The 14,065-nt window shown below is 63.4% G+C and carries 13 protein-coding genes; 8 read left to right on the top strand and 5 right to left on the bottom strand.

Annotated features, from left to right (window positions below; translation table 11 throughout):
* Nucleotides 1-13 precede the first annotated feature (13 nt).
* The 4 genes from EOA19_RS16470 to speB form a co-directional block, all read right to left on the bottom strand.
* On the bottom strand, nt 14-661 hold the full coding sequence (locus tag EOA19_RS16470; RefSeq protein WP_128304213.1) for an amino acid ABC transporter permease: 648 nt from the start codon (nt 659-661) through the stop codon (nt 14-16).
* A complete protein-coding gene (locus EOA19_RS16465; RefSeq protein WP_128304212.1) occupies nt 658-1,314 on the bottom strand; it encodes an amino acid ABC transporter permease in 657 nt (218 codons plus the stop codon). Before EOA19_RS16465 ends, EOA19_RS16470 begins: the two co-directional genes overlap by 4 nt.
* 6 nt (nt 1,315-1,320) lie before the next feature.
* Nucleotides 1,321-2,127 (bottom strand): transporter substrate-binding domain-containing protein, encoded by an 807-nt coding sequence (locus tag EOA19_RS16460; protein ID WP_128304211.1) that lies wholly within the window; start codon nt 2,125-2,127, stop codon nt 1,321-1,323.
* Nucleotides 2,128-2,209: 82 nt separating this feature from the next.
* Entirely contained in the window at nt 2,210-3,271 is a 1,062-nt protein-coding gene (gene speB / locus EOA19_RS16455) for an agmatinase (protein ID WP_127260884.1), read from the bottom strand.
* A gap of 204 nt (nt 3,272-3,475) precedes the next feature.
* On the opposite strand from speB, the gene gcvA reads away from it, so the two are divergent.
* The 8 genes from gcvA (at nt 3,476) to EOA19_RS16405 (ending at nt 12,479) form a co-directional block, all read left to right on the top strand.
* Nucleotides 3,476-4,450, top strand: a complete 975-nt coding sequence (gene gcvA / locus EOA19_RS16450) for a transcriptional regulator GcvA (protein ID WP_128304210.1) — start codon at nt 3,476-3,478, stop codon at nt 4,448-4,450.
* Between the two features lie 136 nt (nt 4,451-4,586).
* Nucleotides 4,587-5,891 carry a nicotinate phosphoribosyltransferase gene (pncB, locus tag EOA19_RS16445; protein ID WP_128304209.1) on the top strand — a complete coding sequence of 435 codons (1,305 nt, stop codon included), beginning with the start codon at nt 4,587-4,589 and terminating at the stop codon, nt 5,889-5,891.
* A gap of 197 nt (nt 5,892-6,088) precedes the next feature.
* Nucleotides 6,089-7,537, top strand: a complete 1,449-nt coding sequence (locus EOA19_RS16435) for a hypothetical protein (RefSeq protein WP_128304208.1) — start codon at nt 6,089-6,091, stop codon at nt 7,535-7,537.
* 128 nt (nt 7,538-7,665) lie between these two features.
* Nucleotides 7,666-8,970, top strand: coding sequence for an ABC transporter substrate-binding protein (locus EOA19_RS16430; RefSeq protein ID WP_128304207.1), 1,305 nt, complete (start codon nt 7,666-7,668; stop codon nt 8,968-8,970).
* Nucleotides 8,971-9,185: 215 nt separating this feature from the next.
* A complete protein-coding gene (locus EOA19_RS16420) occupies nt 9,186-10,067 on the top strand; it encodes a branched-chain amino acid ABC transporter permease (protein WP_128304206.1) in 882 nt (293 codons plus the stop codon).
* Nucleotides 10,064-11,026, top strand: coding sequence for a branched-chain amino acid ABC transporter permease (locus EOA19_RS16415; protein WP_128304205.1), 963 nt, complete (start codon nt 10,064-10,066; stop codon nt 11,024-11,026). Before EOA19_RS16420 ends, EOA19_RS16415 begins: the two co-directional genes overlap by 4 nt.
* Nucleotides 11,023-11,748, top strand: coding sequence for an ABC transporter ATP-binding protein (locus EOA19_RS16410; protein WP_128304204.1), 726 nt, complete (start codon nt 11,023-11,025; stop codon nt 11,746-11,748). The genes EOA19_RS16415 and EOA19_RS16410 overlap by 4 nt, the downstream gene beginning before the upstream one ends.
* Complete coding sequence (locus EOA19_RS16405) at nt 11,745-12,479, top strand: ABC transporter ATP-binding protein (protein ID WP_128304203.1); 735 nt, start codon at nt 11,745-11,747, stop codon at nt 12,477-12,479. Before EOA19_RS16410 ends, EOA19_RS16405 begins: the two co-directional genes overlap by 4 nt.
* On the opposite strand, the gene EOA19_RS16400 is transcribed toward EOA19_RS16405, so the two are convergent.
* Nucleotides 12,480-13,892 (bottom strand): sodium:proton antiporter, encoded by a 1,413-nt coding sequence (locus tag EOA19_RS16400; RefSeq protein WP_245486189.1) that lies wholly within the window; start codon nt 13,890-13,892, stop codon nt 12,480-12,482. It abuts the gene before it with no gap.
* Nucleotides 13,893-14,065 lie beyond the last annotated feature (173 nt).

Genomic DNA, 14,065 nt, shown 5'->3' with positions numbered 1-14,065 from the left:
CTGCCTTGGCGCGTCAGCGGGCAGCCGCCTGTTTCTCGAGCCTGCGGGCGTATTGCGTCAGCGGAAAGCACATGACGAAGAAGATCAGAGCCACCAGCCCGTAGACCTTGAACGGTTCGAAGGTCGCATTGTTGATGGCATTGGAGGTCCGCACCAGTTCCTCGAAGCCGATGATCGAGGTCAGCGCGGTCGATTTGATCAGCTGAACCAGGAAGCCGACGGTGGGTGCGCGGGTGATCGAAAAGGCCTGCGGCAGGATGATCAGCCTCAGCTCCTGCAGATAGTGCAGGCCAAGGCTGGCGCCGGCGTCCCATTGGCCGAGGGGTAGCGCCGCGACGCCCGAGCGCCAGATCTCGGCGAGATAGGCGCTGGCGAAGAAGGTGAGGCCGAGCGCCGCCGCCGTCCACGGTTCGATGCGCAGGCCGAGCATCGGCAGGCCGAAGAACATCAGGAACAGCTGCATCAAGAGCGGCGTTCCCTGGAACAGGGCGATGTAGCCGGAAGCAACACGCCTGCTCCACTTGTTCTTGGCGATCCTGAAGAACAGCACGACCAGGCCGACGATGCCGCCGCCGATGAAGGCGGCCAGCGATAGCAGCACCGTCCAGCGGGCGGCGAGCAGCAGGTTGCGTACGATGTCCCAGAAGGTGAACTCGATCATGACACGCCGGCTCCGAGCGCACGGCGTCCGCCTGACACCAGCAGCCGGCGCAAGGCCATCGACAGAGCGAGATAGACCAGCGTCACGACGAAATAGGTCTCGAAAGAGCGGAAGGTGCGCGCCTGCAGCATATCGGCCTCGTAGGTCAGTTCACGCACGGCGATCTGCGACACCACGGCCGACTCCAGCATCATGATGACGATCTGGCTGGTGAGCGCGGGATAGATGATCTTGAGTGCCTGCGGCAGCACGATCTTGACGAACACCTGGCGTGGCCGCAGCCCAAGTGCGAGCGCTGCTTCCGTCTGTCCGCCGGGCACGGCGTCAAGCCCGGCGCCGACGATCTCGATCGTGTAGGCCGCCATGTTGAGCGTCATCGCCAGCATGGCGGCCAGGATCGGATCGAGCCGGATGCCCAGGCTGGGCAGGCCGAAGAAGATGAAGAACAGCTGCACCAGGAACGGCGTGTTGCGCATCACCTCGACATAACAGGCGATTGCCCGCTTGAGCAGAACCGGGCCGTTTCGTCGCCCCGCGGCACCCAGGATGCTGAGGGCCGTTCCCACCAGCGTGGTCACGGCGATCAACAGAATCGTCGTGAGCGCACCGTGCGCGATGTCGCCGACAGCACCTGGAAGCCAGGCAAAGGCCACGGAAACTCAATCCTTGAGGTTTTCGGGATTGAGCGGCGTCTTCAGCCAGGTTTTCGAGCTTTCGTCCAGCTTGCCGTCGGCCAGCATCTTGGCGATGGCATCGTTGACGGCCTTCTTCAGGCCGTCCTCATTCTTGTTGAGGCCGATATGCGAAGGCGAGGTCAGAAGCTGGAACTTCTGCTCGGGCTTCAGCGCGTCCTGCTTGGCCAGCACCTGCGCGCCGACATCGTTGCCGACGACCATCAACTGCGTCTGGCCGGAGATGAAGGCCTGGATCACGGAATTGTAGTTGTCGAAGCGCTTGATGTCGGCCGACGCCGGTGCTGCCTCGGTGAGCGAGGTGTCCTCGAGCGTGCCACGATTGACGGCGATCGACTTGTCGGCGAGGTCTTCCTTGCCCTTGACCGCAAGTGCCGCCGGACCGATCACGGCGATGTAGTAGGGCGCATAGGCAGCGGCGAAATCGATGACCTGTTCGCGTTCCTTCGAGTAGCCGACGCTCATCAGGATGTCTACGCGCTTGTCGTTCAGATACGGGATGCGGTTCTGGCCGGTGACGGCGATGGGGTTGAGCTTCACCTTGAGCGTATCGGCAATGTATTGCGCGACATCCATGTCATAGCCCTTGAGGCTCATATCGGCGCTGGCCGAGGAGAAGGGCGGAAAGTCGGCGAAGACGCCTACATTGATGGTGCCGGCCTTGGTGATGTCCGCCAGCGCATCGGCGCTTGCGGCTTGTGTGGCGAGGCCGAAGCCGGCCGTGCCGAGCATCAGCACGGCGGCGATGGAGGCAAATGTCTTTCGGATTGTCATTGTCATTCCCCTGTCTGGAAGCTTTGTTTGTTGGGAGTCGACCGCCGGCTCCAGCGCGGCGGCCGCCTTTGCTTTCTGAACGTCAGGCTCCCTTGCCCGTGATTGCCGGGCTGAACACCATAAGGCTCAATATCTCGAACAGCACCTGTGCGGCGGCATGCGCCGTGTTGGTGGTGGCGTCGTATTGCGGCGCCACTTCGACAACGTCGCCGCCGACGATGTTGAGCCCCTTCAGGCCGCGCAGCAGTTCGAGCACTTCGCGCGTCGTCAGGCCGCCGACTTCCGGCGTGCCGGTGCCGGGCGCGAAGGCCGGATCGACGCTGTCGATGTCGAAGGAGACATAGGTCGGCCCGTCGCCGACTATTCTGCGCGCCTTCTCGATGATGGCCGGAATGCCGAGACCGGTCACCTCCTCGGCATGCACCACGGTCATGCCGGACTCGTAGGTGAACTCCCACAGATATTCGGCCGAGCCGCGGATGCCGATCTGGATCGTGCGCGTCGGGTCGAGCACGCCGTCAAGCACCGCGTTGCGGAACGGGCCGCCATGGTGGAACTTGGTCATGTCGAACAGGCCACTGGTGTCGCAGTGGGCGTCGATATGGATCAACCCGACCGGAGCTTTCTTGCCGACGGCCTTCAGGATCGGATGGCTGATCGAATGGTCGCCGCCGATCGAAAGCGGGATGACGCCGGCATCGACGATCTGGTTGGTGCGGCGCTCGATATCCTCATGGCTGATCTCCAGCCGGTAGCGGCTGCGGAACGGCGTGTCGCCGATATCGGCCACCCGAAGTTCATGCGTCGGCGCGCATTCCAGCACGTGATTGTAGGGACCGATGCGCTCGATGGCGCGCAGCGCCCTTGGCCCGAAGCGGGAGCCTGGCCGGTTGGTGACGCCGAGATCCATCGGCACGCCGATCATGGCCACCTGCAAATCGCCGAAATCCGGATTGTCGGCCGATATTTCGCGGTAGGGCGCGGCGAGGAAGGTCGGGATGCCGGAATAGGGCGCCAGCCGCGTGCCGCTCTTGGAAAAGATCTTGTCGGCGACCTTGCGGAATTTCGGGTCGAACATCTCGCCGCCATGGCTTTCACCATATTTGCGACGCAACGCGTCGAGCTTGCCGCGATCGTATCCCATGTCCGCTCCTCCTGGGCTGATACAGTGCCGACGCGGGTGACGCCTGCGAACCGACCGTCATCCGGCCGGGCCGCTGTCCCGCTGGCTGCCTGCAGATTTCACGTCTTGATGCTGTTCCAGGCCAGTGTCTGGCAGCGGCATTGAAAAATCAATTGATATTGTTAGGGTGCTTTCTGTGAGAAAATCTCACAATAAAGTTGACCCATGACCAAACGCCTGCCACCGCTTAATCCGCTGCGCGCCTTCGAGGCAACGGCCCGGCATGGCTCGCTGACCAAGGCGGCCAATGAGCTGAATGTCACGCATGGCGCCGTCAGCCACCAGATCAAGGCGCTTGAGCAGTCGCTCAGTGTCAAGCTGTTCGAGCGGGTCGGTCAGCGGGTCAAACTGACACCGCATGGCGCGGAGCTTCTGCCGGCAGTGTCGACCGCCTTCGACGGCATCGCGGCCGCCACCCAGCGCATGACAAGGCCGGCAAGCAGCGGCACACTTTCGGTCTCCTGCGTGCCGGCGCTTCTGTTGTTGTGGATGACACCGCGGCTCGGCAGTTTCATGGCGCAATATCCCGACATAAGGCTGACGCTTATTCCTTCCAACGATCCCAAGGATTTGCGGGCGCCCACCATCGATGTCTGCGTGCATTATGGCGACGGCAGCTGGACCGATTGCTGGATGCGCAAATGGTCGGGCCTCGAACTGTTTCCCGTGGTCAGCCCGACACTGATCAACAACCGGCCGATCCGCAGCGTCAGGGATCTCGCCGACCATGTCTTCCTGCATGGCGACGACGGCCGCGAATGGCACACCTGGCTGGCGGCGGCCGATGCGCTGGACCTGGAGCGGGGTCGTCGCCATCACCTCGGCGATGCGCGTATGGCGACCGAGGCGGCGGTGCATGGCCATGGCGTGGCGCTGGGCGACTCGGTGACGGCAAGCGCGCTGCTGGCCAGGGGCATGCTGGTCGCGCCGTTCAGCCTGTCGGTGCCGGCGGTCGACGATTTCTATGTCGTCTGCCGCAACGAGATGCGGACGACGCCGATCGTGCAGGTGTTCATCGACTGGCTGTTCGCCGAGAAGGCCGGGGATGACGGGCGCGCCGACGCCCCGGTGGCCGGCCGCATCGTCAGCCGCCGCAAGCGTCCGGCGCTCAGGGTGATGGGCGCCAAATCCGCAGGCTGATGCCAGGCTGCGCGCCGCCGCATGCAGGCAGCTCTTTTTGTCGGGCCAGCCTGAAAGCGGGCAGCGTTCCGGCCGATTCGATGCTATGAGGCCTGTCGCGATTGTGGATGGCAGGCAGCGAAGGCGGTGTTGAAACATGGCTAAGACCGATATTGCGCGGCGCGTCTACAATCACACCTGGAAGCTCGATCCTATCGTGCGCAGCCTGCTCGACACGGATTTCTACAAGCTTCTGATGCTGCAGATGATCTGGGGCATGTACCCCAAGGTCGACACCACCTTCTCGCTGATCAACCGCTCGACCTCGGTGCGCCTTGCCGACGAGATCGACGAGGGCGAACTGCGCGAACAGCTCGACCATGCCCGCACCTTGCGCTTCTCCAAGAAGGAGATGATCTGGCTCGGCGGTAACAATTTCTACGGCCGCAAGCAGATCTTCGAGCCGGAATTCCTCGCCTGGCTGGAAGGCTTCCGGCTGCCCGAATATGAGCTGTCGAAGCGCGACGGGCAGTATGAGCTGACCTTCAGCGGGCCGTGGATGTACACCACGCTGTGGGAAATCCCGGCGCTCGCCATCATCAATGAACTTCGATCGCGCGCGGCGATGCGGGCGTTCGGGCCTTTCGCGCTCGACGTGCTCTATGCCCGCGCCAAGTCCAAGATGTGGGCCAAGACCGAGCGGCTGAAGGCGCTGCCCGGCATCCGCATCTCGGACTTCGGCACGCGCCGGCGCCATTCCTTCCTGTGGCAGCGCTGGTGCGTCGAGGCGCTGAAGGAAGGCATCGGCGAAGCGTTCACCGGCACCTCCAACGTGCTTCTGGCCATGGACAACGACCTCGAAGCGCTCGGCACCAACGCACATGAGCTGCCGATGGTGTTCGCCGCGCTTGCCGACTCGGAAAAAGAGCTGAGGCAGTCGCCCTACAAGGTGCTGCAGGACTGGCAGCGTTACTATGGCGGCAATCTGCTGATCGTGCTGCCCGACGCCTTCGGCACTGCCTCCTTCCTGCGCGACGCGCCGGACTGGGTGGCCGACTGGACAGGCTTTCGCCCCGACAGCGCGCCGCCGATCGAAGGCGGCGAGAAAATCCTGTCCTGGTGGCGCGACAAGGGCAAGGATCCCAAGCAGAAGCTGTTGATCTTCTCCGACGGGCTCGAGGTCGAGACGATCGAGGAGACCTATCGCCACTTCAAGGGCAAGGTGCGTATGTCCTTCGGCTGGGGCACCAATCTGACCAATGATTTCGAAGGCTGCGCGCCGACGGAAACCAACAGCCTCGACGCCATATCGCTGGTTTGCAAGGTCACCGAGGCCAATGGCAGGCCAGCGGTCAAGCTTTCCGACAATCCGGCCAAGGCGACCGGCGATGTGAAAGAGATCGAGCGGTATCTCAGGATCTTTGGCGAGAAGGACCGCGTGGAGCAATTGGTCAAGGTGTGAGGGGTGATGGGGCTCCTGGCATCGCCTGCAAAGATGGAATCTCGGATAGCTTGATTTCCCGCACACCCCCCTCTGTCCTGCCGGACATCTCCCCCGCAAGGGGGGAGATTGGCCGCTTCGACCAGTCCGCCTTTTTCTCCGAAGTTGAAGATTGGCGAAAGCCTGGGCGACATCCGATCTCCCCCCTTGCGGGGGAAATGGCCGGTAGGCCAGAGGGGGGTGTGAAGGATCGCGGCGGCGAAGGTTATCGCCTCTTGATCACAAGCTTCATCTGCTTATTCGTATCCCTCCCCACCCCCGCCTTCGCGCACGCCTCCGATCGTGGCCATGTCCTGCTCCTGCCGACCGGCTACTATCTGGTCGGCGGCGCCTTCGCCGTGGCCATCAGCTTCCTCGTGCTGGCGCTGCTGCCTGCGGATTTGCTCGACCGTTTCTGGCGCCGGCGCCTGCCTTTGTTTGCCCTCAGAGACGCCACCCGCGCCGCCATCAGCCTGCTATCCTTCGCCGGCTTTGCAATTCTCATCGCCGCCGGCCTTTTCGGCAGCCGCGACCCGCTTTCCAACCCTCTGCCTTTGGTGATCTGGACGCTGCTATGGGCCGGCGTCACGTTGCTGCAAGGTGTCTTCGGCGATCTCTGGTCATGGCTGAACCCCTGGTATGGGCCGTGGCGCCTTACCTCGCGCCTGTCGGGCGGAAACAATGAAGGGAGATGGCGTCTCCCGCGATGGATTGGCTGCTGGCCGGCTGTAGTACTGTTCTTCGCCTTTGCCTGGTTGGAACTTGTCGATCCGGCTCCGGATGATCCGGCGCGACTGGCCTTGGCCGCCGGCCTCTACTGGCTGTTCTCTTTCCTTGCCATGCTGGCGTTCGGCTATCGCGGCTGGAGCCGCAGCGGTGAATTCCTGACGGTTTTCTTCTCGATAGTGGCGCGCTTCGCCGTGGTCGAACGCAACCAAGACGGCCGGCTTGCACTTTGCTGGCCCGGCGCCAAGCTGCTGGCCGCGGAGCCCTTGCCGGCCAGCGGCATAGCTTTCCTGCTACTAGCCCTGTCGTCGGTATCCTTCGACGGCCTGTCGAAGGCCTTCTTCTGGCTCGGCCTGTTCGGTATCAACCCACTCGAATTTCCCGGCCGCACCGCGCTGATCGGCAGCGGCACTTTCGGGCTGATCCTGACATTCGCGCTACTGGCCGCGGTGTTCCTGCTTGCCGTCCGGCTCGGCCAGCGTCTTGCCGGCAGCGATCACACTCTCGGCCAGGCCGCAGGCCTGCTGGTGTGGTCGATCGTGCCGATCGCGCTCGCCTATCACGTTGCGCATTATCTGACGGCGCTGCTCGTCGACGGCCAATATGCGCTCGCGGCACTTTCCGATCCGTTCGCGATGGGCTGGAACCTGTTCGACACCGCCGACATGCAGATCGAGACCGGCATCGTTGCGGGGGCGGACTCTGCGTGGTGGCTGTGGAATATCCAGGCCGGCGCCATCATCCTGGGCCATGTGCTCGCCGTCCTCGTCGCTCACGGCTTCGCCTGGCGCCTGCACCCACAGCCCTCCCGCGCGGCACTCAGCCAGCTCCCGCTCACCTTGCTGATGATCGCCTACACCGTCTTCGGCCTCTGGTTGCTTGCCACGCCGACCACAGGGTGAGAAAAGGCGACCAACATACCTTCGGGGAAAGCCCGCTTGCCACGTCGGGGCTTTGGTGATTTAGTTTGTATACATGCGATTTTTTGCCTCGTTACAGCCAGTCAAAACTCAAGAACAGGGGAACTGCCGTGACTGACAAGAATGGGTTTTTCGATCTCTCCAGATCCACGCTCACCCGCCGCACGGCGCTGAAGGGTCTGGCCGCGGGCGCCGGCCTCGGCCTGGCCCCCGGCTTCGTCCGCTATTCCCAGGCGCAGAGCTCGGCGCCGATCAAGATCGGCTTCCAGTCGCACCGCACCGGCATCGGCGCTGCCTACGGCCGCTGGTACGAGAAGACCACGGCTGCCGCGGTCAAGGCGATCAATGCCGCCGGCGGCATCAACGGCCGCCAGGTCGAGGTGATCATCGAGGACGACGGCACCGATCCCGGCCGTGGCGCCGAGGTGGTCGGCAAGTTCGCCACCCAGCACAAGACCGACATCGTCTTCGGCACGCTGTTCTCGCATGTCGTCATCGGCTCGGCGCCCGCCGCCGGCGAAAACAAGATGCCCTATTTCGTCGTCAGCGAAGGCCATCACGTCGCCTCGACAAAGCTGAACCGCTATGTCTTCCAGCCCGGCATCACCGACGTGAAGAGCCAGATCCAGTCGATGGCGCCGTGGATCGCGGCCAATGCCGGCAAGAAGGTGACGCAGATCTTCCCCGATTTCGCCTTCGGCTACGACCATCGCGACTACCTGCCGCCGGCACTGAAGGCGCAAGGCGCCGAGGTCATCGCGCAGATAGCCATTCCGCCGACGGAATCGTCCTTCACCAAATACTTCCCGCAGATCCCGGCCGAGACCGAGGTGATCTACCACGTCATGGTCGGCCCGGCCGTGCTCACCTTCGTCAAGGAGCTCGGCGAGTTCTACGGCTCCAACCGGCCGCAACTGTTCGGCTTCATCGATTCGCTCGAGGCCACCGACATCAACAGCCCCGGCCTCGAATTCCTCGACGGCAGCCATTTCTGGGAAGGCTCGCCGCGCTATGCCCAGGCCGATGATTCCGAAGCGCAGAAGGCCTATCGCGCTGCTGTCGGCATCGACGACAATGGCGCCGCCGTCGGAGACCCCAAGGACGTCTCCACTGCCGCGCACATGTTCGGCTGCTGGGAGACGCTCTACGTCGTCAAGAAGGCGATGGAAGATGCCGGCTACAAGGGACCGGAAGACCGCGCCAAGCTGGTCGAGGCGACCGAAGCCCTGACCGAATTCGCCGAAGGTGCCGAGCATCCGCAGGGGCCGAAAACCTTCAACGGCAAGATCCACCAGTGCTTTGGCATCCAGAACATCTCCAAGGTCGAGGGCGGCAAGCTCAAGGTCGTGCACAAGACCAAGATCGAGGACGGGCTTTACGAGGCCGAGGGGGATTATACGACGCAGGCGCTGTGAGGCTTAGCTTCAGCAGCGTGAGCGCCAAGGCACCCCCCTCTGTCCTGCCGGACATCTCCCCCGCATGGGGGGAGATCGGCAGTTCGTGCGGCGGCGCCCATCTGCGAGCGTTGATGGTTGGCGAAACCAGTGAGGACATCCAATCTCCCCCCTTGCGGGGGAGATGTCCGGCAGGACAGAGGGGGGTGCCTCGCGCATCCGCCGGTGCGTAGCCGATGCACTTCGGTCCCCACCTTCTCCTCGCCGCCCTCGAAGGCCTCGTCACATCCGCGGTGCTGGCGCTGACCGCGCTCGGGCTGTCCCTGGTGTTCGGCGTCATGCGGGTGGTCAATGTCGCGCATGGCGAGTTCTTCATGCTGGGCGCGGTGCTCGCCTGGGCGATCACCACGGCCATCGGCGGTCACCCTGTGCTCGGCTTCCTGGCGGCGCTGGTGATTGCGCCGCTGATCGTCGGCGCCATTGCGTTGGTCGCCGAACGGCTGGTGCTGCGCCGGCTCAATTACAATCCGGAAGCCACCATCGTCGCCACCATCGGCATGCTCTACATCATCCAGCAATTGGCGCTGACTTTTTACGGCCCGGAGGCGCGGCCGGTGGAGCCGCCGTTCAGCTACCGCATCCTTTTGCCTTGGTTCGGTTACTCCGGCTACAAACTGTCTGTTATCGCCGCTTCCGCGCTGCTGCTCACCGCGACATGGCTGGTGCTGACGCGCACCAGGATCGGCCTCGTCATGCGCGCCACGCAGTATGACAGCGAAACGGCGCAAGCCTTCGGCATCCCTGTCGGCCGTGTCTATGGCGGCGTCTTCGCGCTTGGGGCCATGCTGGCGGCCATTGCCGCGGTGCTGATCGTGCCGATCAGCCAGGCGCATTATCTGATGGGACAGGATCCGCTGCTGCTCTCCTTTATCGTCGTCATCATCGGCGGCCTCGGCTCGCTGCGCGGCACGGTCGTCGCCGCCGTGCTGATCGGCCTCTCCGACGGCATCATCTCGATGTTCTTCTCGCCGACTTTGGCCAAGATCATCGCAACGCTGCTGGTCGCCATGGTGCTGGTGTTCCGCCCGCAAGGCCTGTTCGGGACGGCATCGCGATGAGCGAAGCTTCGCCGGCAAAAGCCTATGCCCTGCATCTCGGCGTCATCGCGCTGCTCTTCGTGCTGAGCTTCCTGCTGCCGGAGTACTATCACGGACTGCTTGCCCGCATCATGGTGCTGGCGGTCTTTGCCATGGGCTACAACATGCTGTTCGGCTATGTCGGCCTGCTCAGCCTCGGCCACGCCATGTTCTTTGCCGCCGGTCTCTATGGCGCCGGCCTTGCTGTCATCCAGCTTGGCTGGGGCGTACCAGCGGCTTTCCTCAGCGGAATTGCCTGCGGCGCTGTGCTGGCGCTGGTGATCGGCCTGCTGGCGCTCCGCGCCTCGGGCGTCGCCTTCATGATCGTCACCATGATGTTCGCCCAGGTTTTTTATCTCCTCATTCTTTATTTCGCGACGTGGACTGGCGGCGACCAGGGCATGGTCGTCCCGCAGCCGGCGCGGGTGCTTAGCTTCGGCACGACATCGCTCGAACTCACCAATCCAACGGTGCGCTACTTGACAGCGCTCGGGCTGTTTTCGATCGTGCTTCTCGTCAAGTTGGCCATGGTCCGCTCCCGCTATGGCCGCGTGCTGGTCGCCATCCGCGAGAACGAGGAGCGGACGAAGATGCTGGGATACGACACTTTCTCCAACAAGCTCACCGCCGTCGTCATCTCCGGCACCATCTGCGCTGCCTCGGGCGCCGCCTACGCGCTGCTGTTCGGCTATGTCGGATCGAGTTTCGCTTCGGTGCAGTATTCGATCCTGCCGCTGCTGTGGGTGCTGCTGGGGGGTGCTGCCACAACGCTCGGGCCGCTGATCGGCACGCTGTTCATGTATTATGTCATCGATATCACCAGCGGCTACACCTCCGCCTATCTGCTGATAGTCGGCATCGCGCTCATCCTTTTGGTGCTGTTTTTCCCAAAGGGCATTCTGGGCAGCATCCGCCAGCGCTGGCTCGGGTGGCTGCCATGATGCCGCTTTTGACCACCAAGGGCCTGTCGCGCAACTTCGGCGGCCTGCGCGCCGTCGACAATGTCGATTTCGCGCTGATGCCCGGCGAAATCCGCGCCGTGATCGGCCCCAACGGGGCGGGGAAAACCACCTTCGTCAGCCTGGTCAGCGGCCGCATCCAGCCGTCTGCCGGCATGATCGTCTTCGACGGCGCCGACATCACCAATCTGCCTGCCTATGTCAGGGTCCGCAGGGGTATCGCCTACACCTTCCAGCTCACCAGCGTCTATGCCAACCTGTCCGTTTACGCCAACGTCGCGTTGCCCGTGCAGCTGACGCTGCGGCATGGCCATTCCAAGAGCGCGATACAGGCCGCTGTCATGACCGCGCTCGAACGCACCGGCCTGGCCGATCGTGCCCACATGCCGGCCGGCCAATTGTCCTACGGCCATCAGCGCCTGCTGGAAGTGGCGATGGGCCTGGCGCTGAAGCCGCGCCTGCTGATCCTCGACGAACCGACGCAAGGCCTGGCCGACTCTGAGATCGACAATTTCATCACGTTGGTGCGCGAGATCGCCAAAAATGCCACCGTGCTTCTGATCGAGCACAACATGCCCGTGGTCATGCAACTGGCCGACCGCATCACCGTCTTCAACGCCGGCAAGATCCTCGCCGAAGGCACGCCCGAAGCAATCCGCGGGAACGTGGCGGTGCAGGAAGCCTATCTGGGGACCGCCCCATGACCGAGACAAACAAGGCCGAGGCGACGTCTCAAGCACTCACCATCTCGGGGCTCGACTGCTTCTATGGCGAGGTCCAGGTGCTCTATGGCCTCGACCTGGTGCTGAACAAGGGCGAGGTGCTGTGCCTGTTCGGCCGCAACGGCGCCGGCAAGACGACGACGCTCAAAGCCATCATGGGGCTGGTTCCCTCGAGCGCCGGCTCGATCAGGCTCGACGGTCAGGAATTGACTCGGCTACCGGCACATGAAGTGCCCAAGGCCGGCGTCGCCTATGTGCCGCAGGGAAGGCGGCTGTTCGCCGAGATGACGGTGGCGGAAAACATCGAGATCGGCCTGATGGCGCGCGGCAAGGGCAAGGCGACGCGTGAAAATGTGCTCGACCTCTTTCCGCTGCTGCGCCAGCGGCTGCGGCAACGTTCAGGCACACTGTCCGGCGGCGAACAGCAGATGCTGGCGATGGCACGCGCACTCTGCCTCGAACCGCAAGTGCTGCTGCTCGACGAGCCGACGGAGGGCCTGATGCCGTCGATGATCGCCAAGATCCGCGAGACGGTGTCGAAGCTGCGCGACATGGGGGTCTCGACGATCCTGGTCGAACAGCGCGTCGATGCGGTGCTTTCGGTCGCCGACCGCGTTGCCTTCATCGAGAACGGCCGCAATCGCGAGACGGTCGATGTCGAGGAATTGCGTGCCGACCCGTCGGCGGTGCGCCGTTATGTCGGCGTGGGCTGATCAGCCGAAGAACAGAAAACCCGTTACCAAAAATGTCGGGATCAGCACCAGGCCCGACCATGCCATATAGCCGAAAAAGCCCGGCATCTTGACGCCGCGATGCCTGGCGATGGCGTAGACCATGAAGTTCGGCGCATTGCCGATATAGGTGTTGGCACCCATGAACACCGCGCCTGCGGAGATCGCCGCCAAAGTCGAGGCGAATTCCGTCATCAGGTGCCGGGGGTCGCCGCCGGCAAGCTCGAAGAACACCAGATAGGTCGGCGCATTGTCGAGGAAGGATGACAGCGCCCCTGTCAGCCAGAAATAGGCGAGGTCATTGGGCCCTCCCGAGGGCGAAGTGACGAGGGCGACCAACGGCGCCAGCGCGCCCTCATGGCCGGCCCTCAGGATAGCGACGACAGGCACGATGCAGATGAAGATGCCGGCAAACAATTTGGCCACCTCTGATATCGGACCCCAGTTGAAGCCGTTGGCTTCGCGGTATTCCTTGCGCGAAATGGCAAGTGAAACGAGGGCAAGCGCCAGGATGAGAGCGTCGCGCACCAGATTCTGCAGTTCCAGGCTGACCCCGAACACGGAGAAGCTGACGCCCGGCTTCCAGGCCGCCGACAGCAGGATGGCGCCGATCACGCCCGCCAGCAGCGGAAGGTTGGCCAGGCCGCGCAGACGCACCTTGGTATCCGGTGTCGGATCCTTGATCTTCGGCGCGCCAGCCTCGCGCCGGTGCAGGATGATGTCGATGCCCAGGAAGACGGCCAGCACGACGCCGCCGACGAACAGCGTTTCGCGCCAGAGGTTGGCGGTCGTCCAGAAGAAATCGACGCCTCTGAGGAAACCGACGAACAAAGGCGGGTCACCCAAAGGTGTCAGCGAGCCGCCGATGTTGGAGACGAGGAAGATGAAGAAGATGACAACATGGGCGTTGAACGGCCTGTTATCATTGGCGCGGATGATCGGCCGGATCAGGATCATCGAGGCACCGGTCGTGCCGATCACCGAGGCCAGCAGCGCGCCGACCAGCAGCAGGCCGGCATTCACCAGCGGCGTGCCGTGAATGTTGCCGGCAATGAGAATGCCGCCCGAAATGGTGAACAGCGCAAACAGCAGGATGATGAACGACATGTATTCGGTGAGCAACGCATGCAGCACCGCTTCGGTCGCTGTGGGGACACCGAAGGCAACCGCCAGCGGCAGGACCACCAGAGCGCCCCAAAGGGCCGCGATCTTGCCGTAGTGATGCTCCCAGACATGAGGAAACAGCAGCGGACCGGTGGCGATCGACAACAGCAGCCCGGCAAAGGGCAGCGTCCACCACAGCGACATCGAAGCGCCGGGCAGGCCGTGTTCCTCCGCCGCGAAAGCTTGTGCCGGAAACAGCGTAGCGGCAATTATCGCAGCGCATGCAGCCAACAGGGGAATCGGATATGAAAAAGGCCCCCTCATCCGGCCGCTACGCGGCCATCTGCTCCCCGTTGGGGAGAAGAGACGAGCTTCGGCGCCGGCAGCCTCCTCTCCCCTAGGGGAGAGGTCGGATCGCCCCGAATTGCCCTTCGCAATTCGGCTGGCAATCCGGGTGAGGGGGA

Origin of the sequence: Mesorhizobium sp. M7A.F.Ca.US.010.02.1.1 (assembly GCF_004023085.1) — a bacterium.
Classification (GTDB): Bacteria; Pseudomonadota; Alphaproteobacteria; order Rhizobiales; family Rhizobiaceae; genus Mesorhizobium.
The sequence above is the reverse complement of the archived record's forward strand: the minus strand, read 5'-3'. Positions and strand labels throughout refer to the sequence as shown.